27 protein-coding genes are annotated in these 24,857 nt (G+C 60.2%); 17 read left to right on the top strand and 10 right to left on the bottom strand.

What is annotated here, in order from left to right; translation table 11 throughout:
• Positions 1-50 precede the first annotated feature (50 nt).
• The 8 genes from catA to KGA81_RS11330 all read left to right on the top strand — a co-directional run bounded on the left by catA (position 51) and on the right by KGA81_RS11330 (position 7,242).
• Positions 51-980: a catechol 1,2-dioxygenase gene (catA, locus tag KGA81_RS11365; protein WP_223545888.1), complete on the top strand. Its 930-nt coding sequence runs from the start codon at positions 51-53 to the stop codon at positions 978-980.
• Between the two features lie 198 nt (positions 981-1,178).
• On the top strand, positions 1,179-2,138 hold the full coding sequence (locus KGA81_RS11360) for an AraC family transcriptional regulator (RefSeq protein WP_317850786.1): 960 nt from the start codon (positions 1,179-1,181) through the stop codon (positions 2,136-2,138).
• 241 nt (positions 2,139-2,379) lie between these two features.
• Entirely contained in the window at positions 2,380-3,744 is a 1,365-nt protein-coding gene (gene benA / locus KGA81_RS11355) for a benzoate 1,2-dioxygenase large subunit (protein ID WP_223545887.1), read from the top strand.
• On the top strand, positions 3,741-4,229 hold the full coding sequence (benB, locus tag KGA81_RS11350) for a benzoate 1,2-dioxygenase small subunit (RefSeq protein ID WP_223545886.1): 489 nt from the start codon (positions 3,741-3,743) through the stop codon (positions 4,227-4,229). The genes benA and benB overlap by 4 nt, the downstream gene beginning before the upstream one ends.
• Positions 4,230-4,239: 10 nt before the next feature.
• Positions 4,240-5,253 carry a benzoate 1,2-dioxygenase electron transfer component BenC gene (gene benC, locus KGA81_RS11345; protein ID WP_223545885.1) on the top strand — a complete coding sequence of 338 codons (1,014 nt, stop codon included), beginning with the start codon at positions 4,240-4,242 and terminating at the stop codon, positions 5,251-5,253.
• A 153-nt stretch (positions 5,254-5,406) separates the two neighbouring features.
• On the top strand, positions 5,407-6,180 hold the full coding sequence (locus tag KGA81_RS11340) for a 1,6-dihydroxycyclohexa-2,4-diene-1-carboxylate dehydrogenase (RefSeq protein ID WP_223545884.1): 774 nt from the start codon (positions 5,407-5,409) through the stop codon (positions 6,178-6,180).
• 45 nt (positions 6,181-6,225) lie between these two features.
• On the top strand, positions 6,226-6,924 hold the full coding sequence (locus KGA81_RS11335; protein ID WP_223545883.1) for an alpha/beta hydrolase: 699 nt from the start codon (positions 6,226-6,228) through the stop codon (positions 6,922-6,924).
• A gap of 117 nt (positions 6,925-7,041) precedes the next feature.
• On the top strand, positions 7,042-7,242 hold the full coding sequence (locus KGA81_RS11330) for a DUF2188 domain-containing protein (RefSeq protein WP_223545882.1): 201 nt from the start codon (positions 7,042-7,044) through the stop codon (positions 7,240-7,242).
• A 167-nt stretch (positions 7,243-7,409) separates the two neighbouring features.
• On the opposite strand, the gene osmE is transcribed toward KGA81_RS11330, so the two are convergent.
• Positions 7,410-7,760 (bottom strand): osmotically-inducible lipoprotein OsmE, encoded by a 351-nt coding sequence (gene osmE, locus KGA81_RS11325; protein ID WP_223545881.1) that lies wholly within the window; start codon positions 7,758-7,760, stop codon positions 7,410-7,412.
• A 13-nt stretch (positions 7,761-7,773) separates the two neighbouring features.
• Positions 7,774-8,013: a hypothetical protein gene (locus KGA81_RS11320; protein WP_223545880.1), complete on the bottom strand. Its 240-nt coding sequence runs from the start codon at positions 8,011-8,013 to the stop codon at positions 7,774-7,776.
• Between the two features lie 164 nt (positions 8,014-8,177).
• On the opposite strand from KGA81_RS11320, the gene KGA81_RS11315 reads away from it, so the two are divergent.
• Both KGA81_RS11315 and KGA81_RS11310 read left to right on the top strand, forming a co-directional pair.
• Positions 8,178-8,363, top strand: coding sequence for a hypothetical protein (locus KGA81_RS11315; protein ID WP_223545879.1), 186 nt, complete (start codon positions 8,178-8,180; stop codon positions 8,361-8,363).
• Positions 8,364-8,462: 99 nt separating this feature from the next.
• Positions 8,463-8,798, top strand: coding sequence for a hypothetical protein (locus tag KGA81_RS11310; protein ID WP_223546045.1), 336 nt, complete (start codon positions 8,463-8,465; stop codon positions 8,796-8,798).
• Positions 8,799-8,891: 93 nt separating this feature from the next.
• On the opposite strand, the gene KGA81_RS11305 is transcribed toward KGA81_RS11310, so the two are convergent.
• Positions 8,892-9,452 (bottom strand): RrF2 family transcriptional regulator, encoded by a 561-nt coding sequence (locus KGA81_RS11305; protein WP_223545878.1) that lies wholly within the window; start codon positions 9,450-9,452, stop codon positions 8,892-8,894.
• Positions 9,453-9,764: 312 nt separating this feature from the next.
• Here KGA81_RS11305 and KGA81_RS11300 point away from each other — a divergent pair, with 312 nt between their 5' ends.
• From KGA81_RS11300 to KGA81_RS11285, 4 genes are all read left to right on the top strand, one after another.
• Positions 9,765-10,967 (top strand): NAD(P)/FAD-dependent oxidoreductase, encoded by a 1,203-nt coding sequence (locus KGA81_RS11300; RefSeq protein ID WP_223545877.1) that lies wholly within the window; start codon positions 9,765-9,767, stop codon positions 10,965-10,967.
• A 138-nt stretch (positions 10,968-11,105) separates the two neighbouring features.
• Entirely contained in the window at positions 11,106-12,395 is a 1,290-nt protein-coding gene (locus KGA81_RS11295; protein ID WP_223545876.1) for an NAD(P)/FAD-dependent oxidoreductase, read from the top strand.
• Between the two features lie 25 nt (positions 12,396-12,420).
• Positions 12,421-12,975, top strand: a complete 555-nt coding sequence (locus tag KGA81_RS11290) for a helix-turn-helix domain-containing protein (RefSeq protein ID WP_223545875.1) — start codon at positions 12,421-12,423, stop codon at positions 12,973-12,975.
• 20 nt (positions 12,976-12,995) lie between these two features.
• The gene (locus KGA81_RS11285) at positions 12,996-14,342 is read left to right on the top strand and encodes a glutamine synthetase family protein (RefSeq protein WP_223545874.1); all 1,347 of its coding nucleotides are present in this window, start codon (positions 12,996-12,998) and stop codon (positions 14,340-14,342) included.
• Between the two features lie 295 nt (positions 14,343-14,637).
• On the opposite strand, the gene KGA81_RS11280 is transcribed toward KGA81_RS11285, so the two are convergent.
• The 5 genes from KGA81_RS11280 to KGA81_RS11260 all read right to left on the bottom strand — a co-directional run bounded on the left by KGA81_RS11280 (position 14,638) and on the right by KGA81_RS11260 (position 18,678).
• Positions 14,638-15,996 (bottom strand): purine-cytosine permease family protein, encoded by a 1,359-nt coding sequence (locus tag KGA81_RS11280; RefSeq protein WP_223545873.1) that lies wholly within the window; start codon positions 15,994-15,996, stop codon positions 14,638-14,640.
• Between the two features lie 5 nt (positions 15,997-16,001).
• Positions 16,002-16,679, bottom strand: a complete 678-nt coding sequence (locus KGA81_RS11275; protein WP_223545872.1) for a cysteine hydrolase family protein — start codon at positions 16,677-16,679, stop codon at positions 16,002-16,004.
• Between the two features lie 90 nt (positions 16,680-16,769).
• Positions 16,770-16,919: a hypothetical protein gene (locus KGA81_RS11270; protein WP_165798752.1), complete on the bottom strand. Its 150-nt coding sequence runs from the start codon at positions 16,917-16,919 to the stop codon at positions 16,770-16,772.
• A 139-nt stretch (positions 16,920-17,058) separates the two neighbouring features.
• Positions 17,059-18,102, bottom strand: a complete 1,044-nt coding sequence (locus KGA81_RS11265; RefSeq protein ID WP_223545871.1) for an LLM class flavin-dependent oxidoreductase — start codon at positions 18,100-18,102, stop codon at positions 17,059-17,061.
• A gap of 90 nt (positions 18,103-18,192) precedes the next feature.
• On the bottom strand, positions 18,193-18,678 hold the full coding sequence (locus tag KGA81_RS11260) for a flavin reductase family protein (RefSeq protein ID WP_223545870.1): 486 nt from the start codon (positions 18,676-18,678) through the stop codon (positions 18,193-18,195).
• A 323-nt stretch (positions 18,679-19,001) separates the two neighbouring features.
• Here KGA81_RS11260 and KGA81_RS11255 point away from each other — a divergent pair, with 323 nt between their 5' ends.
• On the top strand, positions 19,002-20,408 hold the full coding sequence (locus KGA81_RS11255; RefSeq protein ID WP_223545869.1) for a purine-cytosine permease family protein: 1,407 nt from the start codon (positions 19,002-19,004) through the stop codon (positions 20,406-20,408).
• 71 nt (positions 20,409-20,479) lie between these two features.
• Here the strand turns inward: KGA81_RS11255 and KGA81_RS11250 are convergent, their stop codons facing one another.
• Positions 20,480-21,100: a glutathione S-transferase family protein gene (locus KGA81_RS11250; RefSeq protein WP_223545868.1), complete on the bottom strand. Its 621-nt coding sequence runs from the start codon at positions 21,098-21,100 to the stop codon at positions 20,480-20,482.
• Positions 21,101-21,638: 538 nt separating this feature from the next.
• On the opposite strand from KGA81_RS11250, the gene KGA81_RS11245 reads away from it, so the two are divergent.
• Complete coding sequence (locus KGA81_RS11245; RefSeq protein WP_223545867.1) at positions 21,639-22,739, top strand: polyamine ABC transporter substrate-binding protein; 1,101 nt, start codon at positions 21,639-21,641, stop codon at positions 22,737-22,739.
• Between the two features lie 219 nt (positions 22,740-22,958).
• Here KGA81_RS11245 and KGA81_RS11240 read toward each other — a convergent pair whose 3' ends face one another.
• Complete coding sequence (locus KGA81_RS11240; RefSeq protein ID WP_223545866.1) at positions 22,959-23,747, bottom strand: AraC family transcriptional regulator; 789 nt, start codon at positions 23,745-23,747, stop codon at positions 22,959-22,961.
• Between the two features lie 86 nt (positions 23,748-23,833).
• Here KGA81_RS11240 and KGA81_RS11235 point away from each other — a divergent pair, with 86 nt between their 5' ends.
• A complete protein-coding gene (locus KGA81_RS11235; RefSeq protein WP_223545865.1) occupies positions 23,834-24,832 on the top strand; it encodes a bile acid:sodium symporter family protein in 999 nt (332 codons plus the stop codon).
• Positions 24,833-24,857 lie beyond the last annotated feature (25 nt).

Genomic DNA, 24,857 nt, shown 5'->3' with positions numbered 1-24,857 from the left:
GCCTGTTCAGCGCACTACGCTAATAATTACAAGATGAGGAACCCTTCCAAATGAACGTCAAGATTTCCCACACTGCCGAAGTCCAGAAATTTCTCGAAGAAGCCAGCGGCCTGTTCAACGACGCCGGTAACCCACGGACCAAGGCGCTGGTGTACCGCATCCTGCGTGATTCGGTGAACATCATCGAAGACCTGGCCGTGACCCCGGAAGAATTCTGGAAAGCCGTCAACTACCTCAACGTGCTGGGTGCGCGCCAGGAAGCCGGGCTGCTGGTGGCCGGTATCGGTCTGGAGCATTACCTCGACCTGTTGATGGACGCCGAAGACGAACAGGCCGGCAAGTCCGGCGGCACGCCGCGCACCATCGAAGGCCCGTTGTACGTGGCCGGTGCGCCACTGTCGCAAGGCGAAGCGCGACTGGACGACGGCGTCGATCCGGGCGTGACCCTGTTCATGCAAGGCCGCGTGTTCAACACCGCTGGCGAACCTTTGGCCGGCGCCGTGGTGGATGTCTGGCACGCCAATACCGGCGGCACCTACTCGTACTTCGATACCACGCAGTCGGAATTCAACCTGCGTCGGCGCATCGTGACCGACGCCGAAGGTCGCTATCGTTTGCGTAGCATCGTGCCCTCGGGCTACGGCTGCCCACCGGACGGTCCGACCCAGCAACTGCTCGATCAACTGGGTCGTCATGGCCAGCGCCCGGCGCACATTCACTTCTTCATTTCCGCACCGGATCATCGCCACCTGACCACCCAGATCAACCTTGATGGCGATCAGTACCTGCATGACGATTTCGCTTACGCCACCCGCGACGAACTGATCGCCAAAATCACCTTCAGTGACGATCAGCAGCGCGCGGCGGCCCATGGTGTGAGCGGTCGCTTTGCCGAAATCGAGTTCGACTTCACCTTGCAGTCGTCTGCACAGCCTGAAGAGCAGCAGCGCCACGAACGGGTTCGCGCACTCGAGGACTGATCGCAAAATCCTGTGGGATCACACACCCTGTGGGAGCGAGCTTGCTCGCGATAGCGGTTTTACATTCAACATCCATGTTGACTGGCATTCCGTCATCGCGAGCAAGCTCGCTCCCACAAGGTCTTGCGATAACACATCGATGCGAGCACTGTTCTGGAATGATCCGACGCAACCTATAACAACAATCAGAGTGACCCGATGATGCAAGCTCAACTGTTGAGTCAGCGCAGCAGAGTATTCGACCATGCCGACCCTTATGCGGTGTCGGGCTACGTCAATCAGCACGTCGGTAACCACTGCATTCTCATGCCCCGCGCCGGCAGTCCGCTGGCCAGTCTCGATCATCGCAAGTTCGCCAGCCTCGACCTGTGCCGCATCAGCTACGGTGCCAGTGTGCGCGTGACGTCCGGTGCACTGGACAGCATTTATCATCTGCAAGTGCTGCTGCGCGGCAATTGCCTGTGGCGTGGCCACGGCCAGGAACATTACTTCGCCCCCGGCGAACTGCTGTTGATCAATCCCGACGATCCGGTGGACCTGACGTATTCCGCCGATTGCGAAAAATTCATCCTCAAAGTCCCGACCCGCTTGTTTGAATCGGTCTGTGATGAGCAGCGCTGGCGCTATCCGGGGCAGGGCGTGCGGTTTCTGGAAAACCGTTATCAGCTCAATGAACTGGAAGGTTTCGTCAACCTGTTGGCGATGATCTGCCAGGAAGCCGAATCCACCGAGCAGATCCCCAGGGTGCAGGAGCATTACACGCAGATCATCGTCAGCAAGATGCTCAGCCTGATGAAAACCAATGTCTGCCGCCTCGAACTCGGCTCCCAGACCGCCACGTTCGAGGCGATTGCCGATTACATCGCCAATAACCTCAAACAGGACGTCGACAGCGAAGCACTGGCGCGCCAGGCGCACATGAGCCTGCGTTCGTTGTACGGACTGTTCGAGCGCAATGCCGGCGTCACGCCAAAAAACTACCAGCGCCAGAAACGCCTGGAGCGCATCAACGCCTGTTTGCGCGACCCGACCTGCAACGTGCGCAACGTCACCGAAGTGGCCATGGACTACGGCTTCCTGCACCTGGGCCGGTTTTCCGACAGCTACCGCAAGCAATTCGGCGAATTGCCGTCCGATACCCTCAAGCGCCGCCACTGACCGAATAGCCCCCGTAGGAGCGGGCTTGCCAGCGAAGTGGGAGTGTCAGTCGCCATTTATCTTGCTGACCCACCGCTTTCGCTGCGATGCGGCGACCCGACAAGCCAGCTCCTACAAGGGATCGGTGTCCATCCCAGACCCTGCACAAAACGGATAGAGGTCTGCACCCCGCGGATATTCCAGCCTGCCCCCCCGTCCTAGCATGACCCCTGCCTGAACAATAACAATGGAGGCGGTGGCCATGACCCTGCGACCTGAATATTTGCATTCCCTGCTTGAAGACGATCCCGATCAGGGCCTCTATCGCTGCAAGCGTGAGATGTTCACCGATCCCCGGTTGTTCGACCTTGAGATGCAGCACATCTTCGAAGGCAACTGGCTCTACCTGGCACACGAAAGCCAGATCCCCAATATCAACGATTTCTACACCACCACCATGGGGCGCCAGTCGGTCTTCATCGCGCGCAACAAGGACGGTGTACTCAACGCCTTCATCAATGCCTGCAGCCACCGCGGCGCGACCCTGTGCCGGCACAAGTCCGGCAACAAGAGCTCCTACACCTGCCCGTTCCACGGCTGGACCTTCAACAACTCCGGCAAGCTGCTCAAGGTCAAGGATCCGGCCAACGCCGGCTACCCGGCGAGCTTCAACTGCGAAGGCTCCCACGACCTGACCCGCGTCGCGCGTTTCGAGTCCTATCGCGGCTTCCTGTTCGGCAGCCTCAAGGCCGATGTGTTGCCACTGGTCGAGCACCTGGGCGAGTCGGCGAAGATCATCGACATGATCGTCGACCAGTCCGCCGATGGCCTGGAAGTGCTGCGCGGCTCCTCCAGCTACATCTACGAAGGCAACTGGAAACTCACCGCCGAAAACGGCGCCGACGGCTACCACGTCAGCTCCGTGCACTGGAACTACGCGGCCACCCAGAACCAGCGCAAGCAGCGCGAAGCCGGCGATAGCAATCCGACCATGAGCGCCGGCAACTGGGCCAAGCAAGGCGGTGGTTTCTATTCCTTCGACAAGGGCCACATGCTGCTCTGGACCCGTTGGGCCAACCCCGAGGACCGTCCGCTGTACGAGCGCCGCGATGAGCTGGCACAAGACTTCGGCCAGGCCCGCGCCGACTGGATGATCGAGAATTCGCGCAACCTGTGCCTGTACCCCAACGTGTACCTGATGGACCAGTTCAGCTCGCAGATCCGCATTGCCCGGCCGATCTCGGTCAACCGCACGGAAATCACCATCTACTGCATCGCCCCCAAGGGCGAGAGCGACCACGCCCGCTCCAGCCGGATTCGTCAGTACGAAGACTTTTTCAACGTCAGCGGCATGGCCACGCCGGACGACCTGGAGGAATTTCGCTCCTGCCAGACCAGCTACCAGGGCAGCGTCACCACCTGGAACGACATGTCCCGGGGCGCCGAGCACTGGATCGAAGGTGCAGACGAAGCCGCCAAAGAGATCGATCTGCACCCGCTGCTCAGCGGCATACGCACCGAAGACGAAGGCCTGTTTGTGCTGCAGCACAAGTATTGGCAGCAGACCATGCTCAAGGCCCTGGCCGATGAGCAGTCGAAACTGATCGCCGTGGAGGACGTGTTATGACCATCACCTACGACAGCGTGCGCGATTTCCTTTACCGCGAAGCGCGCTACCTCGACGACCGGCAGTGGGACGAATGGCTGGAACTGTACGCCCCGGACGCGACGTACTGGATGCCGTCCTGGGACGACAATGACGAATTGACCGAGGACCCGCAGCGGGAAATCTCGCTGATCTGGTACGGCAACCGCACCGGCCTGGAAGACCGCATCTTCCGCATCAAGACCGAGCGCTCCAGCGCCAGCGTGCCGGACACCCGCACTTCCCACAACATCAGCAACATCGAGCTGCTCGAACAGGCCGACGGACTGTGCATGGTGCGCTTTAACTGGCACACCCTGAGTTTTCGCTACAAGACCGTCGACAGCTATTTCGGCAGCAGTTTCTACACCCTCGACGTGCGCGGTGAAAACCCGCTCATCAAGGCCAAGAAAGTGATCCTGAAGAACGACTACGTTCGCCAGGTCATCGATGTTTACCACCTGTGAGACTGCCGTCATGACCCATTCCATTGCGTTCAATTTCGAAGACGGCGTCACCCGGTTCATCGACGCCAACGTCGGCGAGACCGTGGCCGATGCCGCGTACCGCCAGGGCATCAATATTCCGCTGGACTGCCGCGACGGCGCCTGCGGCACCTGCAAGTGTTTTGCTGAAGCCGGCACCTACGATTTGGGTGAGGAGTACATCGAAGACGCCCTCAGTCCTGAAGAGGCCGCGCAGGGTTTTGTCCTGACCTGCCAGATGCGCGCCCAAAGCGATTGCGTGGTACGGGTGCCGACCTCCTCCGAGGTCTGCCGCACCCGTCAGGCCAGCTTTGAGGCCACCATCAGCGCCGTGCGCCAGTTGTCCGACAGCACCATCGCGCTGTCGATCAAGGGCGAGGCCTTGAGCAAGCTGGCGTTCCTGCCGGGGCAGTACGTGAACCTGGGGATCCCCGGCAGCGAGCAGACCCGCGCCTATTCCTTCAGTTCGTTGCAACGCGATGGCGAGGTCAGTTTCCTGATCCGCAACGTGCCCGGCGGCCTGATGAGCAGTTTCCTGACCGGCATGGCCAAGGCCGGCGACTGCATGAGCCTGGCAGGTCCCTTGGGCAGTTTCTATTTGCGTGACATCCGTCGGCCGTTGTTGCTGCTGGCCGGTGGCACCGGGCTGGCGCCGTTCACCGCGATGCTGGAGAAGATCGCCGAGCAGGGCAGCGATCATCCGCTGCATCTGATCTACGGCGTGACCCACGATTTCGACCTGGTGGAAATCGACCGCCTCGAAGCCTTCGCCGCGCGCATCCCCAACTTCACCTTCAGCGCCTGCGTCGCCAGCCCCGAGAGCCGACACCCGCTCAAGGGCTACGTGACCCAGCACATCGAGCCAAAGCATTTGAACGATGGCGACGTCGACGTCTACCTGTGCGGCCCGCCGCCGATGGTCGAGGCCGTCAGCCAGTTCATTCGCGAACAGGGCATCGCGCCGGCGAATTTCTACTACGAAAAATTTGCCGCCAGCGCGGCGTAAATCGCCCCTGAATACCACGCACGACACAGACCCCATGTGGGAGCGAGCTTGCTCGCGATGAGGCCGGAACATTCAACATTGATGTCGCCTGTGAGGCAGCTATCGCGAGCAAGCTCGCTCCCACAGGGGTTGTTGGCATCCTTCGAGGTACACATGAACAGATTTCACGAAAAAGTCGCGCTGATCACCGGCGCTGCCCAAGGCATCGGGCGGCGAGTGGCCGAGCGCATGGCCGCCGAAGGGGCGAAGCTGATCCTGGTGGACCGCTCCGACCTGGTGTTCGAAGTCCAGCAACAACTGGCTTCGACCTGTCAGGTGTTGGCCCTGACCGCCGATCTTGAACAATACGAGGAATGCTGTCGGGTGATGCAAACCGCCGTCGAGCGCTTCGATCGCCTCGACGTGCTGGTCAATAACGTCGGCGGGACAATCTGGGCCAAGCCGTTCGAGCACTATGAAGCGTCGCAGATCGAGGCCGAGGTTCGCCGTTCGCTGTTCCCGACCTTGTGGTGTTGCCATGCGGCGCTGCCGTTCATGCTGGAGCAGGGCAGCGGGGCGATCGTCAACGTATCCTCCATCGCCACCCGCAGCCTCAACCGCGTGCCCTACGGAGCGGCAAAGGGTGGGGTCAATGCCTTGACCGCCTGTCTGGCATTCGAAACCGCCGGTCGTGGCGTGCGGGTCAACGCCACTGCACCTGGCGGCACCGAAGCACCGCCGCGACGCATACCCCGCAACGGTGCCGAGCAGAGTGAGCAGGAAAAGCTCTGGTACCAGCAGATCGTCGACCAGACCCTCGACAGCAGTTTGATGAAACGCTACGGCACCCTGGATGAGCAGGCGGGGGCTATTCTGTTTCTGGCCAGCGACGAAGCGTCCTATATCACCGGCATGGTCATGCCCGTGGGCGGCGGCGATCAGGGCTGAGGCGAGCGACAGACAACCCCATCGGCAAACAACGGAGTCATGGTGATGAGTGACAAACCCACGATCGTGCTGGTCCATGGTTTCTGGGGCGGCGCTGCCCACTGGAACAAGGTCATCGTCAAATTGCTCGGCCGGGGTGACACGAACATTCGTGCCGTTGAATTACCGCTGACTTCGCTGGCTGATGATGCCGAGCGTACGCGCAAGATGGTCGCCCAGGTGCCGGGGCCGGTGTTGCTGGTGGGACATTCCTATGGCGGTGCGGTGATCACTGAAGCGGGTGATTTGCCGAATGTGGTTGGCCTGGTGTATATCGCCGCGTTCGCGCCGGACGCCGGTGAAAGCCCCGCTGGCATCACGCAACGGCATCTGCCCGCGGCGGCGGCCAACCTGGCGCCCGATAGCGACGGTTACCTGTGGGTCAAGCCAGAGCTCTATCACGAAAGCTTCTGCCAGGACCTGCCGGCGACCGAAGGGTTGGTGATGGGCCTCACCCAGAAAGCGCCGCTGGCGAGTACCTTCGCTGACACCGTTGGCACGGTGGCCTGGAAGAAAAAACCATCGTGGTATCAGATTTCGACCGGGGACCGGATGATCGCTCCACAAAACCAGCAATGGATGGCCGAGCGGCTGAACCCCCGGGAGATTCTGACCTTGACTGCCAGCCATGCGTCCCTGGCGTCGATGCCCGCCGAAGTTGCGGCATTGATCGACAGGGCGGCGACGGCGTTGGCCAAGGGTTAGGATCCAGGTTCAACCGGATTCGGGAATCTTCATGGCGATATCTGGTCGGTATTTTGGAGAAGGGCGGGTGTAAGGTAAGCAAGCCAACCTGATATCACTGCCCAGGAGGAGGTGACTATGAGCGTTCCGATTCTGAATAAAATGCACATGAACGGCTATGACGTACTCAGAGTGAGCAATGGGCCCTGGCGGGTATGTACCCAGGGTGACCGACTGGGTTCATTTGACACTCGGGAAGAAGCACTGGCATTTGCCGCGTCGCTGCCCGGCTACAAGGCTCGTGCCGGCAGGCCTGCGAAAAGCCATCAAGCAAAGTGAAGTCCGGCCCGAAGCCACGGTGCTCCGGTAATCTCCTGTAGGAGCGAGCTCGCTCGCGATGGACTCAAGCGCGCCGAGTTTAGCCAGGAAACACGCGTTATCGTTAGCGACCATCGTCGGAACGCCGCGCGGAGCAAGCTCGCTCCTACAAAGTCCGTATAAGGGCGCTAATAGCCACCGCCTCCGCTGGGGCGGGAGGGTTCTCGGGCCTTTTGTTGCACGTGGCTCCATTCCGCGCACGTCATAAAGCTTTTGTGATCGACCTTGCCCCGGCCGTCAAAGCTGATGTTGTAAGCTTGTTGATGGCCGGACTGAGTCAGTTTGTAGTCAAAGCACGTACCGGGTTCGACGGTACGATCAGTGACCGACAAGGGCTGGCCACCGATTTGCCGGACTTGCTCCTGGCTCATGCCGGTGTCGACTTTCGCAACCAGCGGCTGGTCCTGGTAGATCGAGTTGGTGCTGCAGCCTGCCAACGCGGTCAGTGCGACAACCAGCGTGAATAGAGGCCTGTTCATGGCAGCGCTCCCGCTATTGAGTCTTGTTGCGGCTAATGACCTTGGCTTTCACTTCCTCGGCATAGCCGGACAGTTTTTCTTCATCACCCTGAAATAAAGAACACAGTCTTTGGACGGCTTGCGCGTCGGCTTCGCTTCCGAGCAGGCGCAATTGCTCCTCGATGCGCAACAGTTCCACTGCCGACCAGCGCAAATCTGACGCAAGCCCTTGCAGATCACGCCGAAGTTCCTGTTCCGATTCGTTAAGCCACATGATGACCTCCTGAACTCTGCACACCAGAATTTTAGACCTGTTTGCCGGGACGGATGTTGTGTTTGTCTGAATCAGCGGGGTTTCCTTTGGTCGGGAAAACCACAGCGAACGAGAAAATAAGCTGTCTTAATCAAGAGTCGGTTTTTCCTGCGGGGTGAAGTCAAATGACCGCGACTGATGATTTCAGGGCTCGGGCCCAGGAGTTGATCGCTGACCTGGAGGCGGCGACCAATGAGATGATGCAATTGGTATCGGCCCGTCAACTCAGTGGGCCGCAATGGGAGCAAGTCAAACAACGCCAGCATGAAGCCTACGAAAGATGGATCGATTATCTGAATTCAAGGAACTAACCGGGGCAAGCGATATCAATGACAGTCGCTGAATCGTTGGGGATGGCTGTAGGGACGACGGCAAGCTACATTTTCTTATTTAGCATTAAAGGAAGCAGCATGCGGATGTTGATGGGGGGAGTCGCGCTGGCATTGCTGGCCGGGTGTTCATTGCCGGCGTCGCTGGTGCCGGGCGAGCCGAATGTCAGCAAGCACAGCGCGAAGACGCCAAAAGTGTATGCGGCGTGCGTGTTGCCTGCCTGGCAAAAGGAAGTATCGAATACCACCCAGGTTTCGATATCCAATGGATTCAGGATCACCGCGCCCAGTGTGATCACGGCCGACGAAGTGCTGGATATCGTGAAGTACAAGGATGGCAGCCGGATTTCGCTGTATCAGGGGCCACCCTGGGCCAAATCCGGCGACCTGCGCAAAATCGTCCACGACTGTTTGTAAGCGCGGATGAGTGAAAATCGGTCACCGACCGTATTTTCGCCCGAATCGAGAAAAACCGGATGCCTGGTGTGCATCCGGTTTTTTTTGTGTGGATCAGTCTGTAAGGTTAGTGGTCGGGATGATGTGTTCGTCTGCCAGGGGGGCAATTTTGCGTTCCCGACGCTCGTTCATCCAGCTTTCCACTTTGACGCCGAATTCTGGCGGGGCCTTGCGCCCGAGTTTCCTGGCGATGTCGAGGATGGTCTGTTGGGCCAGGGCCTCTTCCATGCGTTTTTGCGCCACCATCATCGCGCCATTGATCGCGCACAGTCCGTCCAATGCCCACTCAGGCGGGGCACCTTCAAACACGGCGCAACGGCCCCGGATCTCCCGGCAATCGAAGATCGACTTGCGGCCGTCGATGGCATTGACGATGTCCAGCAACGTTATTTCATCAGCGGGCCGGGCCAGCTTGAAGCCACCGCGCACGCCTTCGGTGGCGACCACCAGTTTGGCCTTGGCCAGTTTGGTGAAGATTTTCGCCAGATAGTCCAGGGGTACGCCTTGCAATTCGGCAAGGTCGCGCACGCTCGCCTCGCGCGAGTCGCCGCCATTGCCTACGAGAAAAAGCAGGCAGTGGATGCCGTATTCGACACCCGCGCTGTAAAGAGACATGCAAATCTCCGACTGAATTAGTCGCAAATTCTAGCAGCCGAAAGCTAGTCAGGCAATAAATCCCTCCTCGTTCAATCTTTTTTCGTGGCAGCTAACGCATCTTCTGATGCCCTGAATACAAGCTGTTCAGCTCAGGGAACGCGTTTTTCGATGGCGACCCTCGGTAAAAACCTGTTGCAGGCTTTAACTAGGATCAATACAGTCGTAGTTGTTCGGTCGCAGTGGCAGGCGTTTATCCGTGTACAACCCGGCGGCGATCCTTGCACCCCTCAACGATTTTCAACACTTGATCATTCCCCGCAGGAGTCAAAAATGAAGCAGCACATTCTGGTAATCGGCGCAGGTTTCGGTGGCATGTGGACCGCTTTGAGTGCCACCCGCCTGTTCGACATTCACGGCCACAGCGACGTTGAAGTGACTGTGCTGGCTCCCCAGGCCGAGCTGCGTGTGCGTCCGCGCTTCTACGAGCCGAACGCCCATCAACTGGCCGCGCCGATTGGCGACCTGTTCGATGCCGTAGGGGTCAAGTTCATCAAGGGCGCGGCGCAGACCATCGATGCCGGGCAAAAACAGGTCGGCTACATCGATGCCTCAGGTGCCCGACAAATCTGCAGCTACGACAAACTCGTTCTGGCCACCGGCAGCCGCCTGGCTTCGCCGAACACCCCGGGCGTGGCCGAACATGCCTTCGACGTCGATCAGATCGAACACGCCGTGCGTCTGGAAAACCACCTCAAGGCGCTGGCCAATCAGCCTGAAAGCAAGGCGCGCAACACCGTGGTGGTGGCCGGTGGCGGTTTCACCGGGATCGAAACGGCGACTGAAATGCCGACCCGCCTGCGGGCCATCTTCGGCGACCGTGCCGACATCAATGTGATCATCGTTGACCGTGGCGATAAAATTGGCGGCTCGATGGGTGAGCAAATCGCCGAATCGATCGTCGAGGCCAGCGTGGCGACCGGCGTGAAATGGCACTTGAAGGCCTCGGTGGTGTCGGTCGATGCCACTGGCGTGACCCTGTCCGACGGTGTTCGCATCGACGCAAACACCGTGGTCTGGACCACCGGCGTTCGCGCCAGCTCCCTGACCGAGCAGATTCGCGCCGAGCGCGATCACCTGGGCCGTCTGCATGTCGACGCTCACCTGAAAGTCATCGGCCAGGACGACATCTTCGCCACCGGCGACGTTGCCTACGCGGCCAGTGACGAGATCGGCAACTACGCCTTGATGACCTGTCAGCACGCCATTTCGCTGGGCCGCCATGCCGGCAACAACGTCGCCGCGCAGATTCTCGGCGTGGACCCGACGCCGTACAGCCAGCCGAAATACGTGACCTGCCTGGACCTGGGGGCCTGGGGCGCGGTGTACACCGAGGGTTGGGATCGTCAGGTCAAGTTGGTCAAGGAGGAGGCCAAGGCGCTGAAGACTCAGATCAATACCCAGTGGATCTACCCGCCAGCGGCTGATCGCGCCTCGGCGCTGGCGTCGGCGGATCCGATGATTCCTGCGGCCTGATTGATTCGAACATCGCGTCCGAACAAGAAATCCCGCTTGGGTTCTCCTGAGCGGGATTTTTTTACGCCTTGATTGCCTGTATGAAATTTACCGTGTATTTTTTCATGAAATTAAAAATACAAAATTTCACGAGGCCGTATGTTTCAGCAATCCACCCGGCATGTCGCCAGTTACTACGCCCACACCTGCGCTGATCGTCTGCTCGATCGAGCCGCACTGGAAGGTGAGCACGACACCGAAGTGCTGATCATCGGGGCCGGTTTCAGTGGATTGCACACCGCTTTGCGCCTGGCGCTGGCCGGCAAGCGCGTGACCGTGCTCGAAGCCAGCCGGGTGGCCTGGGCCGCGTCCGGGCGCAATGGCGGGCAGGCGATTCTCGGTTGGTCGTGCGACATGCCACCGCTGGAAGCGGCGCTGGGTTACGAACGGGCGCGGCGACTGTGGGACGGCATGCGCTGGGCTGCGCGCGAGCTGCGTGACTTGCCCGGTCGCCATGGGTTCGATTGCGACTACCGCGCTGGCCATCTCTGGACCTCGGTGATGCCGCGTCGGGTAAGCCTGCTGACCGAGTGGCAACACGAGGCCAGCCACAAGTGGGGTCACGACAAACTGCAATTCATTCCACGGCAACAATTGCCGGAATGGGTGGCCAGCGAGCGTTATCAGGCCGGCCTGTTCGACCCCGAGGGCGGGCATTTGAACCCGCTGAAACTGGCTCTCGGCCTTGCGGATGCGATCGAGCGGGCCGGTGGCCGCATCCACGAGCAAAGCAAGGCGCTGAGTTATGGCGAGGAGGGCGACGGGTTTGTGGTGACGACCGAACGCGGGCGTATTCGCACCGATGTGCTGGTGCTGGCGTGCAACGCCTACCTCGACCGGCTCGACCCGCAACTGGCCAGTTGCGTATTGCCGGTCGGGACCTATCAGGTCGCGACTGCGCCGCTCACCAGGGAGCAAGCCATCGCGCTGCTGCCGAGCAACGTGTGCGTAACCGACAACCAGTTCGTGCTCGATTATTTCCGGCGCACCCCGGACAACCGCCTGCTGTTCGGCGGCGGTTGCACTTACCTGGGCGGGATGCCCAAGGACATCGCCGCGGCGACCCGGCCGTTCCTGGAGCGGGTGTTCCCGCAACTCACGGGCGTGGAGCTGGAGTTTGCCTGGGGCGGCCACATCGACCTGACCCTCAAGCGCACGCCGGATATCGGCCGCCGTGGCGATCTGTACTGGATGCAGGGGTATTCCGGGCATGGCGTGCTGCCGACACTGGCCGCGGCACGGGCGGTGTCCGACGCGATACTCGGTCAGCCCGACGAGCTGTCCCTGTATCAAGGCCTGAACAATGGCAGTTTTCCCGGCGGAAAATACCTGGCCGCGCCGCTGGAAGCCATCGGCAAGGCCTGGTATCGACTGCGTGACAGTATTTGAAGCAACACTTTCTGGAAGCCTCTGGATGGACATGCAAGAAGAAATCTCGGCGCTGGCGATCCTGATCCAGGACCTGCGCAAACACAAAAAGTACACCCTCAAGGAACTGGCGGACAAAATCGGTCGCTCCGTCGGCTTTTTGTCTCAGGTCGAGCGCGGCCTGTCGCGCCCGACAGTAGCGGACCTGACCGCCATCAGCGAAACCCTGGGGGTGCCGACTACCTATTTCTACAGCTTGCCCAAACCCATGGCCTTGCCCTGGGTCACCCGTCCGGACGAGCGCCGCACGCTGTACTACGCCGACGGCATCACCGACATCCTCGTTTCGCCAAAAATGCGCGCCTCGTTCTCGATGCTCGAAAGCCTGCTCGAGCCCGGCGCCAGCAGCGGCGACCGGCACATGAAGGACAGCTCGGAGCAGGGCGGTTACGTCCTCGAAGGGGAGCTGACCCTGTGGCTCGACGACAACGAACCGGTGACCTTGCGCCAAGGCGACAGCTTTCAACTGGCCAGCCATGCGCACTGCCGCTACGGCAACCTGTCCGATCAACTGACCCGTGTGCTTTGGGTTTACACCTGATAACAACAAGGAATATATCGATGGATGCTGTGTGCTCTGATCTGCTGGCCGAGGTTCGCAACTTCCGCCACTGCAACCCCGAAGTGCGATACGTCGACCTGATCTCCCTGGACATTCCGGGGCATTTCTACGGCAAGCGCTACCCGATCGAGATGCTGGAAAAAGTCGCTGCCGGCAGCGCACTGAAGCTGCCACAGAACTGCGTACTGCTCGGCACCCAGGGCGGGCTGTTCAAGATCGGCGATTACTGCTTCAGCGATGGTGACCCGGATGCGCTGCGCCGTTTGGTGCCCGGTACCTTGAAGCGGGTGACCTGGGAAAAGCAGCCCTTGGGCCAGATGCTGATCACCTCCGACGGTACGGAAAAACCCATCGAATTCGAACCCCGTGAAGTGCTGGCGCGGGTGCTGGACCGACTCAAGCGCAAGGGCATTTTCCCGGTGGTGGCCTTCGAGCTGGAGTTTTACCTGTTCGACAGCCGCTTGAAGGACGGCTTGCCGCAGTTCCCCCGTGATGAGCTGACCGGCGATGCCGATGATCAACCGAACATGCACATCGAGCGCTTGTCGCGCTTTGCCCCGGTGCTCGATGACATGGTCGAGACCGCGCGAGCCCAGGGCATCGATGCCACGGTGATCACCGCCGAACTCGGCCCGGGCCAGTTCGAAATCAACTTCGGCCATTGCGATGACGGCCTGCGCGCCGCTGACTGGGCCGCACTGTTCTGCCGCAGCACCCGGGGCGTGGCGCTCAAGCACAACTATCGCGCCAGCTTCATGGCCAAACCCTACCTGCAGCACCCCGGTAGCGGCATGCACGTGCATGTCAGCCTGTATGATCAGGCCGGCAATAACCTGCTGGCAGCGAACGGCCAGCGAGCGCTACGTCATGCGGTGGCCGGTTGCCTGGAAGTATTGCCGCACTGCATGCCGATCTTTGCCCCGAACCACAATGCCATGCGCCGCTTGAGCGCCACGGTGAACGTCGCGTCCCGCGCCAGTTGGGGCTTCGAGGATCGCGATGCGTGCTTGCGCATACCGGAGTCGGACATCAAGAACCTGCGCATCGAACATCGCCTGGCGGGCGCCGATGCCAACCCGTATCTGGCGTTGGCAGCGATTCTGGTGGGCCTGGAGCAAGGCCTGGAAGGGGAGCACGAGCCGATTGCACCACTCAACGAAGACCGTAGCAGTGGCATCGATTTTCCGTTGGAAATGCTCGAAGCGGTGCAGTCCATGCAAAGTCATTCACCACTGCGCGAAGGCTTGGGGGCGGAGTTTGTGGACGTCTATTGCGAAAACAAGCGTCAGGATCATCTGGCATTTCTGCATGACATCAGTGCGCGGGAGTATCGCTGGTTTCTCTAGTCGTCCTTAAAAAATATGTGGATATTGAAGGGGTTAGAAGGATTAGTAACTGGATAGTGAATAAAAATATCTTGTTACAGGCGGAAATATTCCGTAATATCCGCGCCGCGTTCACCACCACGGTTTATGCATTTTTAAATCCCGGGCGTCCATCAGCTGCCTGGGATTTTTTTTGCCTGAAATTCCGTAGGCGGGGGCGAAGGCTGTAGGAGCCGGCTTGCTGGCGAACCGGACGACGCGGTGTGTCAGACAAGCCGCTTTCGCTGGCAAGCCAGCTCCTACAGGTGTTTCGGTGTCAGGCGGGCCCTGGTACTGACACGCGGGCGGAGCGACTCATCAGCCAGTAATAACTCAACGCCGGCACCAGCAACCCGACGATCCACGCCAGGTCCACCCCGTCCAGCGCCGTGGCCACCGGGCCGGCATACAGCGTGGTGTTCATGAACGGAATTTCCAGGGCAATCGCCAGCAGGAAGCTGCCGCAGGCAATCCGGTTGATGCGCCCGTAGATCCCGTTCAGGTCGAAGATGTCGTCAATCCGGTACTGGCCTTTGCGCAGGCAGTAGTAGTCCACCAGATTGATCGCCGTCCACGGGATCAGGAAGTAGCTCATGAAGAAGATGAAGTTGAGGAAGAAGTTGATGAAGTCGTCCTGACTGATGGTGCACAGGGCCGTGGCCAGCAGGCTGATCAGCAGCATGAACACTCCGCGTACCTGTGGCGTCACCTTGAGCCGGGCAAAAGGCTCGATCACGGTAATGGTCGACATGAACGCGCCGTACAGATTGAACACGTTGATCGACACCTGGCCGTAGACGATGAAGGCGAACAGCAGCACCGCGCCAGTGCCGAACAGACCGGCGACATGCCCACCGACGTTGCTGGAAAAGTCGCCGATGCCGACGCTCAGGATCGCCCCGAGAATCATCATCCACGCACCGCCGCTGACCGTGCCGGCGTAGCTGTACCAGAACACCTGGGCGCTCGGCGTGTTGCTCGGCAGGTAGCGCGAGTAGTCGGCGACGTAAGGCGCGTAGGACAGTTGCCAGGTCACGGCAATGCTCACCGCCACCAGGAACTTCGACAACGAGAAGCCGGTTGGCAGCCATTGTTCGGCCGGGATCGGCAACTGCAAGGCGAGTACCGTGGCGGCGGCGAACACCAGCAGCGACAGAATCGACAGCAGCTTCTGCAGGCGGTGAATCAACCGATAGCCATAGAGCGCGACGACGAAGCACAACGCGCCGATCAGGTAGATATTGCCGGACGTCGGCAGTGGGCTGACCGACTCCAGCGCCTGGGCCGCGAGCAAGGTGTTGCTGACGAAGAAGCCCAGGTAGATCAGCATCACGAACAGCAGCGGCAACACCGCCCCCAACACACCGAATTGCGCCCGGCTCTGGATCATTTGCGGAATGCCCAGCTTCGGTCCCTGGGCCGAGTGGGAGGCCATGAAAATCGCCCCCAGCAACGAGCCGATGATGATCGCCAGCGCACTCCAGAACAGGTTGAGCCCCATCACCACCGGCAGTACGCCGGAGGCGATGGTGGTGATGTTCATGTTGGCGCCGAACCAGATATGGAACAGCGCACCCGGCTTGCCGTGGCGTTCGGTTTCGGGGATGAAATCGATGCTTCTTTTTTCGACTTGCATGGCGATCACTCCTGAGTCCGGACGAGACGGGATTGCAGACGGGCGATGGTGCTTGGCAGCTCATGGGGCTGGTGGGCAAACAGGTCCGGACGCTCGGGGATCAGGCTGACGTAATCGAGTTGTTGCAGGGCGCGCTGGCACTCGGTCGCGGTGAGGATTTCCAGCGCGTAGACCCAGTTGACCATGATCAGCAGGGCCGAGTAGTGCCCGGCCCAAGTGGTCGTGGTGCAGGCATCGCTGACCAGGCGCACGCGATAACCCAGGGCGAAGGCATCGAAGACACTGGTGAGCACGCAGACGTCGGTCAGCACGCCGCAGACGATCAGCGTGTCGACCTCCATTGCCTTGAGTCGGGCATTGAGGTCGGTGCGGTGAAAGGCACTGTAACGCCCCTTGTCGATGATCAATTCGCCGGGCTGCGGCGCCAGCGATTCGATGATTTCCACTTGCCGGGTGCCGGCGCGGTAGCTGCCGGGGCCTCCGTCGGCGGCCAGGGGTTCGCCGTGGGGCAGGTCACTGCCGTTGGCCTGATTGATGTGGCGGGTATAGATGACAGGTATCCGCTGATGGCGGGCGGTATCGAGCAGGGCGGCGGTATGGGCGACCACCGGGTCGAGGTTTTCCAGGACGAAGCCGTCCTCCTGCTGCATGTCGATGATCAACAGCGCGTTGTTATTGTTCATTGGGCAAACCTGATCAAGGCGAAACACGATGCACCGTACGCGCCATGCCATGGCGGGACGCGAGGTGCGTGATTGGCTGTTCGGGTGGACTCAATGAACTATTTGCCAGAAGCCGTTCTGCTTGGCCGAAACGCTGGCGCGCAGGCGCTTGAAATGCAGGTGCGATGCGGTCCATTCACCGCGCAGGTAAGCCCGCGCGGCGCCGCAGGGAAGGGCGAGTGATGGGAGACGACCAGTCATCATTGGAATCGACCCCTGTAGGAGCGAGCTCGCTCGCGAAAAACTTCGGAACAACGCGGTCATTCAGATGGCGCGCGTTATCGTTGGCGTCCATCGCGAGCAAGCTCGCTCCTACAGTTGATGTCGCAGGGCGGCACAATCAGCGGAACGCTGGCACCACATGCTTGATGAACAGCTCCAGGGATTTTTTCTTTTCCGCGTGGGGCAGGCTGTTATCGCACCAGAAGCTGAACTCGTCGACCCCCAATTCCTGGTAGTACTTGATGCGCGGAATGATTTCTTCCGGGGTGCCGATCATGGCGGTCTTGTGCAGGCTCTCGAGTTCGAACTCGGGGCGACCGGCGAATTTCTCTTCCGGGCTCGGCGCCAGGAAACCGTTGACCGGGGTGGTCTTGTTGCCGAACCAGGCATCGAAGGTGCGGTAGAACTTCGAAATTGCCTTGGCCCCGACTTGCCAGCCCTCTGGATCGTCAGCGGTGTGCACGTGGGTATGTCGCAGCACCATCAGTTGCGGGCGCGGCACGCCAGGGTTGTTGTCCAGCGCGGCCTGGAATTTGTTCTTCAGGTCGAGGACTTCTTCGTCGCCTTTCATCAGCGGCGTGACCATGACGTTGCAGCCGTTGGCCACGGCGAAGTTGTGCGAGTCCGGATCGCGGGCGGCGATCCACATCGGCGGGTTCGGCTGCTGGATCGGCTTGGGCACGCTGGTGGAGGTCGGGAATTTCCAGATGTCGCCGTCATGGGCGTAATCGCCTTGCCACAGGGCACGCACCACCGGAACCATCTCCCGTAGCGCCTGACCGCCGGAGGACGCCGGCATGCCGCCGGCCATGCGATCGAATTCGATCTGGTAGGCACCACGGGCCAGACCGACTTCCATGCGCCCGTTGCTGATCACGTCGAGCAACGCGCATTCACCGGCCACCCGCAGCGGATGCCAGAACGGCGCAATGATGGTGCCGGCACCGAGGTGAATGGTGGTGGTCTTGCCCGCCAGGTAAGCCAGCAGCGGCATCGGGCTTGGCGAGATGGTGTATTCCATGGAGTGGTGTTCGCCGATCCATACGGTGCTGAAACCACCGGCTTCGGCCATCAGGGTCAGTTCGGTCAGGTCTTCGAACAACTGGCGGTGGCTGACGCTTTCGTCCCAACGTTCCATGTGTACGAACAGGGAAAACTTCATGACGCTTACCTCGGATCTATTGTTGTCGGCCGGTCGATCGCGGGCCTGTTGATTGTTGGTATACCATAATACGTGATGAGGGGCAAAAGATCAGGCCAGAACGGGCAGGGCGCCCATCTTGCCGTGGCAATACACCAGCGGCCCGCTGCTCTGCCGGGGCACGATCAGGTTTTTCACGGCGCCGACCATGATCGCGTGGTCACCGCCTTCATATTCGCGCCACAGCTCACATTCGATGACCGCCGTGGCGTTGGCCAGAATCGGGTTGCCCAGCTGACTCAGCGTCCACTCGATCCCCTGGGCCTTGTCCTTGCCTTTGCGCGCGAAAGCATAGGCTTCGTTCTGCTGGCCGCCGGACAGCACGTGGATGGCAAAACGTTTGTTCTTGATCAGTACCGGGTAGGAATCGGAACTGTAGTTGGGGCAGAACAGCACCAGGGCCGGGTCCATCGACAGCGAGCTGAAGGCGCTGGCGGTCAGGCCGACGATTTGCCCGTCGTCGTCCAGGGTGGTGATCACGGTCACTCCGGACGGGAACGAACCCATGACTTGTTTGTAGATGGCGGCATCGATCATTGGACGGTCCTCGGATGGTGTGACGCGTTTTTATGTGTTTATAGGTCTGATGGTATACCGTAATACATCGATTGCAAGGTCTTTTTGGGTGAACCGATAAACGTAAGGCTTTCGTCGGAAACCCAATGATTACTGGGCTTTCAGCTAGCCAGTGCTGGTGTGAATCGGACAGGATGGCGGCTCAGATGCTTGTTCAAAGACCGGATCAGTCTTGTTTAAAGTTTGGAATACCATAATATGGTTCGCATCTGAGGGGCGGCCAGAGAGTCCCCCCGGTTTGGCTTCATACAAAGATAAGAACAGACAAACTCGAGTTCATGCACATGTCCCAGATGTCCCGGCAAGATCCGTTGATCGAGAACCACACGGTCGACTATGTTCCACTCGCAGAGCGCCACGGGAAGGCCCGCGATCTTTTCACCCTGTGGTTCAGCACCAACATTGCGCCACTGCCCATCGTCACCGGCGCCATGGTGGTCCAGGTGTTTCACCTCAACCTGTTCTGGGGCTTGCTGGCGATTGCCCTCGGGCACATGGTCGGTGGCGTGGTGATTGCGCTGGCGTCGGCCCAGGGGCCGTGCATGGGCATTCCGCAGATGGTGCAGAGCCGTGGTCAGTTCGGCCGCTATGGCGCGCTGCTGATCGTGTTCTTCGCGGCGCTGATCTACATCGGCTTCTTCATTTCCAACATCGTGCTGGCAGGCAAATCGATAGTCGGCATTGCGCCATCGGTTCCGGTGTCGGCCAGCATTCTCATCGGTGCCCTCAGTGCCACGGCCATCGGGGTGATCGGTTATCGCTTCATCCATACCCTCAACCGCATCGGCACCTGGGTGATGGGCAGCGCGTTGCTCGCCGGCTTCCTCTACATCTTTGCCCATGACTTGCCGGCGGACTTCTTCACCCGCGGCGGCTTCAACCTGTCCGGCTGGCTGGCCACGGTCTCACTGGGCATCATCTGGCAAATCAGCTTCTCGCCGTACGTGTCGGACTACTCGCGTTACCTGCCGGCGGACATCGGCATCGCCCGGCCGTTCTTCGCCACCTACCTGGGGGCGACGCTGGGCACGATCCTGTCGTTCACCTTCGGCGCCGTGGCGGTACTGGCAACCCCGGAAGGCACCGAGGCGATGGCGGCGGTCAAGCAGTCCACCGGTTGGCTGGGGCCAATCCTGATGGTGTTGTTCCTGCTCAACATCATCAGCCACAACGCCTTGAATCTGTATGGCGCGGTGCTGTCGATCATCACTTCGATCCAGACCTTCGCCAGCCAGTGGACGCCCAGCATCAAGGTGCGCGTGGTGTTGTCGGGCATCGTGCTGGCGGGTTGCTGCGTGGTGGCGCTGGGCGCTTCGGCGAACTTCATTTCGCAGTTCATCGGCCTGATTCTCGCGCTGTTGCTGGTGCTGGTGCCGTGGGCCTCGATCAACCTGATCGACTTCTACCTGATCAAGCGTCGTCGCTATGACATCGCTTCGATCTTCCGCGCTGACGGCGGCGTCTACGGTCGATTCAACCTGCACGCGATCATCGCTTACTTCATCGGCATCATCGTGCAGCTGCCATTTGCCAACACGTCGTTGTATGTCGGACCTTACGCCAATCTGGTCGACGGCGCGGACCTGTCGTGGCTGGTAGGGCTGGTGGTGACGTGTCCGTTGTATTACTGCCTCGCTACGCGAAGCCAGGCGCAGGAAAGCGGTTCGGTGAAATTCGGTTACACCGACTGAGGCAAAATCGTTTGGTGTTCGTCCGAAAAATGCCCGGCACGTCGCCGGGCATTTTTGTTTTCGCTGACCGCTCAGGTTTGCTTGAACGCATTCAGGCCGCGTTGTACCGCCGGCCTGGCTTCGACGGTATCGAACCAGCGTGCAAGTTGCGCCAGCTCTTTCCATTCCAGTCGATCACGGAACGCTGTGGCGATGGTGAATGCCGAAATGTCGGCCATGGAGAACTGCGCTCCGGCCATGAATTCGTCCGTCAAAAAACTTTCCGCGTAGGTCAGTTGCTCGATCACCCGCAGATCGATCATCGCCGCCGCTTTGTCCTGCCCCGCCTGGTGCAGAAAAAACGCGGCATGGCTGGGGGCGATGACATCGGTCACGAAAAAGAAATAGCGGTCAATCACCCGGATACGCTCAGGTCCGGGCTGCGCCGGTGCCAGCCGTCCCGGTGCCTTGGCATCGGCGTACTGGATGATGGCGTTGGACTGATTGATGACCAGCGCCGGCGTGGTCCCGTGGTCGATCAGGGTCGGGACTTTCCCGGCCGGGTTCAGCGCCAGGAAGGCCGGGCCATGGTGTTCCTTCGCATACAGGTCGAGCCTGCGTGCGGTGTAGGCGATGCCGGATTCTTCCAGGGCAATCGCGGCCCGCAGACTGTTGCCGGTGTTCGCGCCGTACAGATCGATTTGATCGTTCATGGGTCATTGCTCTTGTCGGGACACAGGCAGCCACCGAACACTGCCAACGATGTCAATCTGATGAAAATCCGCCGCACCGATATGCAAAAACAGTGATCGTCCATACCCCCAGCGCGACAAGCCTTATCCCCCCCACGAAAACTACTTTCACTGCGTTTGATAATAGCCTGTCGAAATGCTTCAAGCGTTTCACAAGCCATTCATCGAAGCCTCGCGATCTTGTTATTGGTGTAATGCGTAATAGGCAGTAAACAGGCTGCGCAGGCATCGGCAGTCTGGACTTACCGGGGACTGATTGCCTCACTGCACCGATCAAAGTGGACACGTATTTTGGCCGCATCGATCTCCTTTTGGCCTGCCTCACGCTGTGAACCGGTCACGTCGTCAGCAAGAATCAGACGCGGGTTGCCGAGTCGGCAGCCCAAGGTCAAATCACAACCATAAGCTTCACTTCCTTGCCCTTGGCTATTTTCAAGGCCGCTGCCGTGTTCAGAACATAAAAACCATCGAACTCACGCCACACTTGGGGAAATGATCCATGGACTCAATGAAACGCCTACTGGGCGCCACCGTTTGCGGACTGTCGCTGCTGGCCAGCGCGGTGCACGCCGAACAGCAGGAATTGCGGGTGTACAACTGGGCGGACTACATCCTGCCGTCCGTGCCCAAGGACTTTGCCAGGGACACCGGGATCAAGGTGACCTGGGACACCTTCGACACCAACGAGTCCCTGGAAGCCAAGCTGCTGACCGGCAACTCGGGCTACGACCTGGTGGTGCCATCGAACCAGTTCATCGAAACCCAGATCAAGGCGGGCGTGTTCCAGAAACTCGACAAGTCCAGGCTGCCGAACTGGTCGCACCAGGATCCGGCACTGCTCAAGCTGCTGGACAAAAACGACCCCGGCAACCAGTACGGCGTGCCCTACATGTACGGCACCGTGCTGATCGGCTTCAACCCGGCCAAGGTCAAGGCGGCGCTGGGCGAAAATGCGCCGGTGGACAGCTGGGACCTGGTGTTCAAGCCCGAGAACATGGAAAAGCTCAAGGCCTGTGGCGTCGCCATGCTCGACTCGCCGTCGGAGATTCTGCCGCTGGCCCTGCATTACCTGGGGCTGGACCCGAACAGCCAGAATCCGGATGACTACGAAAAAGCCAAGGCGCTGATGCTCAAGGTCCGCCCTTACGTCACCTACTTCAACTCCGCCAAGTACATGACCGACATCGCCAACGGCGATATCTGCGTGGCCATCGGTTACTCCGGCAGCTTCTATCAATTCGGCAATCGCGCCAAAGAGGCGGGCAACGGCGTGGTCGTCGACTGGCGCCTGCCGAAAGAAGGCGCGCCGATCTGGTTCGACACCTTCGCCATCCCGAAAAGCGCGAAGAACGTCGCCGAGGCTCACGAATTCCTCAACAACCTGCTGGACCCGAAAGTCATCGCGCCGATCAGCGACTTCCTCGGTTACCCGAATGCGAACAAGGACTCGCTGGCGCTGATCAATAAAGACATCACCGGCAACCCGAACCTGACACCGACCAGCGAGGCATTGAAGACGCTGTACGTCGTGCAGCCGTTGCCGCAGAAGCTCGAGCGGGTGCGTACGCGGGTGTGGACCAGCATCAAGTCCGATCAGTAACCCCGGGATGTTTTTGTGAGATCCCTGTAGGAGCGAGCTTGCTCGCGAATGCGAAGTGTCAGTCGGTACAGGTGTCGACTGATCCACCGCCATCGCGAGCAAGCTCGCTCCCACAGGGGGATGGGTGTACACAAAACCTGTGCTCGACACAAAAAACTGTGGGAGCGAGCTTGCTCGCGATGGCGGGCTGACAGGCAACAGAGATGTACGGTGCAAGTCTCAGCGAAAAAATTCCCCCGGTGTTTCGCCGAACTGCTGGCGGAAGGCCGCGATAAACGCCGACGTCGAGTCGTAGCCGCAGGCCAGCGCGACGTCGGTCACTCGTTCGCCCTGTTCCAGTGGCGTCAGGGCGCCGAGCAGGCGCAAGCGCTGACGCCAGGCGCGAAACGTCAGGCCCGTGTCGCGCAGGAACAGGCGACTGAGGGTTTTTTCGGTAACGCCGAATTTGTCGCTCCAGTGACTGAGCGTGGTCTGTTGCTCCGGGTGCGACTCCAGGCTTTGAGCGATCTGCCGCAATCGGCTGTCCTGGGGCAGGGGCAGCATCAAATCGATCTGTGGCGCCTCAGCCAATTGATCCAGAATCACCTGGGCCAACCGTCCATGCGGGCCGTTCTGATCGTATTCCACAGGAATCTGGCTGAAGGCACGGATCAACTCACGCAACAAGTCACTGACCCCCAACACATGACAGCCCGGCGGCGCCCATGCCGAGACGCTGCAATCGATGTACAGGCTGCGCATTTCCGTGCGCGGCGAGCTGAACACCCGGTGCGGCATGCCCGCCGGAATCCACACCGCTCGCTCCGGCGGGGCCACGAAGCGCCCGACGCCGGTCTGTATTTCGAGCACGCCCGCGATCGCATAGGACAGCTGCACCCACGGGTGGCTGTGGCGCCGGGTCAGGGCGCGATCGGGCAGCGATTCGGTACGGCCGTAGAGCGGTCGTGGCAGGCTGGACAGCCCGGGAATACTGCGCCGGATACTTTTGTCATGTCCTTTAGGCGGCATCTGCTGGCTCATCGGCGTTAGTCGGTAATACCCAGTCACGTTAGAGTCGCTTCCACGTACTGGCAACCCCTGGATGATCAATCCCCATGACTCGCCCCCGTCTGTTACCCGACAACTTCACCCTGACCCTGATCGGCGTAGTGACGCTCGCCAGCCTGCTGCCCGCCAGCGGCCAGGTCGCGATCGGTTTTGGCTGGTTGACCAATATCGCCATCGCGCTGCTGTTTTTCCTGCATGGCGCCAAGCTGTCTCGTGAATCGATCCTTGCCGGTGCCGGGCACTGGCGCCTGCATTTGCTGGTGTTCAGCCTGACCTTCGTGCTGTTCCCGTTGCTCGGCCTGGCGCTCAAGCCGCTGTTGTCGCCACTGATCGGCAACGACCTGTACATGGGCATGCTTTACCTGTGTGCGCTGCCCGCCACGGTGCAATCGGCGATTGCCTTTACTTCGCTGGCACGGGGCAATATCCCGGCGGCGATTTGCAGCGCGGCAGCGTCCAGCCTGTTCGGGATTTTCCTCACGCCATTGCTGGTGACCCTGCTGCTCAATGTGCACGGCGAAGGCTCCTCGACCCTGGACGCCATCCTCAAGATCAGCGTGCAGTTGCTGCTGCCGTTCATTGCCGGGCAAATCGCGCGGCGCTGGATCGGCAACTGGGTGGCGCGCAACAAGAGTTGGTTGAAGTTCGTCGATCAGGGCTCGATCCTGCTGGTGGTCTACGGCGCGTTCAGCGAGGCGGTGATCGAGGGGCTCTGGCAGCAGATTCCAATGCTGGATCTGGTCGGGCTGGCGGTGGTCTGCTGCATCGTTCTGGGGCTGGTGTTGCTGGCATCGACGGTGCTCGGCAAAGCCTTCGGTTTCAACCGGGAAGACCGCATCACCATTCTGTTTTGCGGCTCGAAGAAAAGCCTGGCGACCGGCGTGCCGATGGCCCAGGTGTTGTTTGCCGGCAGCACCATTGGCGTGCTGATCCTGCCGTTGATGTTGTTCCACCAGATTCAACTGATGGTCTGTGCGGTGCTGGCGCAGCGTTATGCCAAGCGGCCGGAATCGATTCCGGAACTGATGGCCCAGGTAGATCCCTGATTGACCAGCCGTGGCGGCTCGAGTG

Origin of the sequence: Pseudomonas sp. A-B-19 (assembly GCF_019947515.1) — a bacterium.
Classification (GTDB): domain Bacteria; phylum Pseudomonadota; class Gammaproteobacteria; order Pseudomonadales; family Pseudomonadaceae; genus Aquipseudomonas.
Note: the sequence above shows the minus strand (reverse complement) of the source record. Positions and strands in the feature narration are given on the sequence as shown.

What these genes read in the sequence shown, in the direction of transcription:
- KGA81_RS11270 (WP_165798752.1), bottom strand. Translation starts at nt 16,919, where the DNA reads ATGACTGGTCGTCTCCCATCACTCGCCCTTCCCTGCGGCGCCGCGCGG.
- KGA81_RS11295 (WP_223545876.1), top strand. Translation starts at nt 11,106, where the DNA reads ATGTTTCAGCAATCCACCCGGCATGTCGCCAGTTACTACGCCCACACC.
- KGA81_RS11245 (WP_223545867.1), top strand. Translation starts at nt 21,639, where the DNA reads ATGGACTCAATGAAACGCCTACTGGGCGCCACCGTTTGCGGACTGTCG.
- KGA81_RS11250 (WP_223545868.1), bottom strand. Translation starts at nt 21,100, where the DNA reads ATGAACGATCAAATCGATCTGTACGGCGCGAACACCGGCAACAGTCTG.
- KGA81_RS11235 (WP_223545865.1), top strand. Translation starts at nt 23,834, where the DNA reads ATGACTCGCCCCCGTCTGTTACCCGACAACTTCACCCTGACCCTGATC.
- KGA81_RS11265 (WP_223545871.1), bottom strand. Translation starts at nt 18,102, where the DNA reads ATGAAGTTTTCCCTGTTCGTACACATGGAACGTTGGGACGAAAGCGTC.
- KGA81_RS11330 (WP_223545882.1), top strand. Translation starts at nt 7,042, where the DNA reads ATGAGCGTTCCGATTCTGAATAAAATGCACATGAACGGCTATGACGTA.
- KGA81_RS11275 (WP_223545872.1), bottom strand. Translation starts at nt 16,679, where the DNA reads ATGAACAATAACAACGCGCTGTTGATCATCGACATGCAGCAGGAGGAC.
- osmE (WP_223545881.1), bottom strand. Translation starts at nt 7,760, where the DNA reads ATGAACAGGCCTCTATTCACGCTGGTTGTCGCACTGACCGCGTTGGCA.
- benC (WP_223545885.1), top strand. Translation starts at nt 4,240, where the DNA reads ATGACCCATTCCATTGCGTTCAATTTCGAAGACGGCGTCACCCGGTTC.
- benA (WP_223545887.1), top strand. Translation starts at nt 2,380, where the DNA reads ATGACCCTGCGACCTGAATATTTGCATTCCCTGCTTGAAGACGATCCC.
- KGA81_RS11305 (WP_223545878.1), bottom strand. Translation starts at nt 9,452, where the DNA reads ATGTCTCTTTACAGCGCGGGTGTCGAATACGGCATCCACTGCCTGCTT.
- KGA81_RS11300 (WP_223545877.1), top strand. Translation starts at nt 9,765, where the DNA reads ATGAAGCAGCACATTCTGGTAATCGGCGCAGGTTTCGGTGGCATGTGG.
- KGA81_RS11280 (WP_223545873.1), bottom strand. Translation starts at nt 15,996, where the DNA reads ATGCAAGTCGAAAAAAGAAGCATCGATTTCATCCCCGAAACCGAACGC.
- KGA81_RS11360 (WP_317850786.1), top strand. Translation starts at nt 1,179, where the DNA reads ATGATGCAAGCTCAACTGTTGAGTCAGCGCAGCAGAGTATTCGACCAT.
- KGA81_RS11340 (WP_223545884.1), top strand. Translation starts at nt 5,407, where the DNA reads ATGAACAGATTTCACGAAAAAGTCGCGCTGATCACCGGCGCTGCCCAA.
- KGA81_RS11240 (WP_223545866.1), bottom strand. Translation starts at nt 23,747, where the DNA reads ATGCCGCCTAAAGGACATGACAAAAGTATCCGGCGCAGTATTCCCGGG.
- KGA81_RS11285 (WP_223545874.1), top strand. Translation starts at nt 12,996, where the DNA reads ATGGATGCTGTGTGCTCTGATCTGCTGGCCGAGGTTCGCAACTTCCGC.
- KGA81_RS11255 (WP_223545869.1), top strand. Translation starts at nt 19,002, where the DNA reads ATGTCCCAGATGTCCCGGCAAGATCCGTTGATCGAGAACCACACGGTC.
- catA (WP_223545888.1), top strand. Translation starts at nt 51, where the DNA reads ATGAACGTCAAGATTTCCCACACTGCCGAAGTCCAGAAATTTCTCGAA.
- KGA81_RS11315 (WP_223545879.1), top strand. Translation starts at nt 8,178, where the DNA reads ATGACCGCGACTGATGATTTCAGGGCTCGGGCCCAGGAGTTGATCGCT.
- KGA81_RS11320 (WP_223545880.1), bottom strand. Translation starts at nt 8,013, where the DNA reads ATGTGGCTTAACGAATCGGAACAGGAACTTCGGCGTGATCTGCAAGGG.
- KGA81_RS11290 (WP_223545875.1), top strand. Translation starts at nt 12,421, where the DNA reads ATGGACATGCAAGAAGAAATCTCGGCGCTGGCGATCCTGATCCAGGAC.
- KGA81_RS11310 (WP_223546045.1), top strand. Translation starts at nt 8,463, where the DNA reads ATGCGGATGTTGATGGGGGGAGTCGCGCTGGCATTGCTGGCCGGGTGT.
- benB (WP_223545886.1), top strand. Translation starts at nt 3,741, where the DNA reads ATGACCATCACCTACGACAGCGTGCGCGATTTCCTTTACCGCGAAGCG.
- KGA81_RS11260 (WP_223545870.1), bottom strand. Translation starts at nt 18,678, where the DNA reads ATGATCGATGCCGCCATCTACAAACAAGTCATGGGTTCGTTCCCGTCC.
- KGA81_RS11335 (WP_223545883.1), top strand. Translation starts at nt 6,226, where the DNA reads ATGAGTGACAAACCCACGATCGTGCTGGTCCATGGTTTCTGGGGCGGC.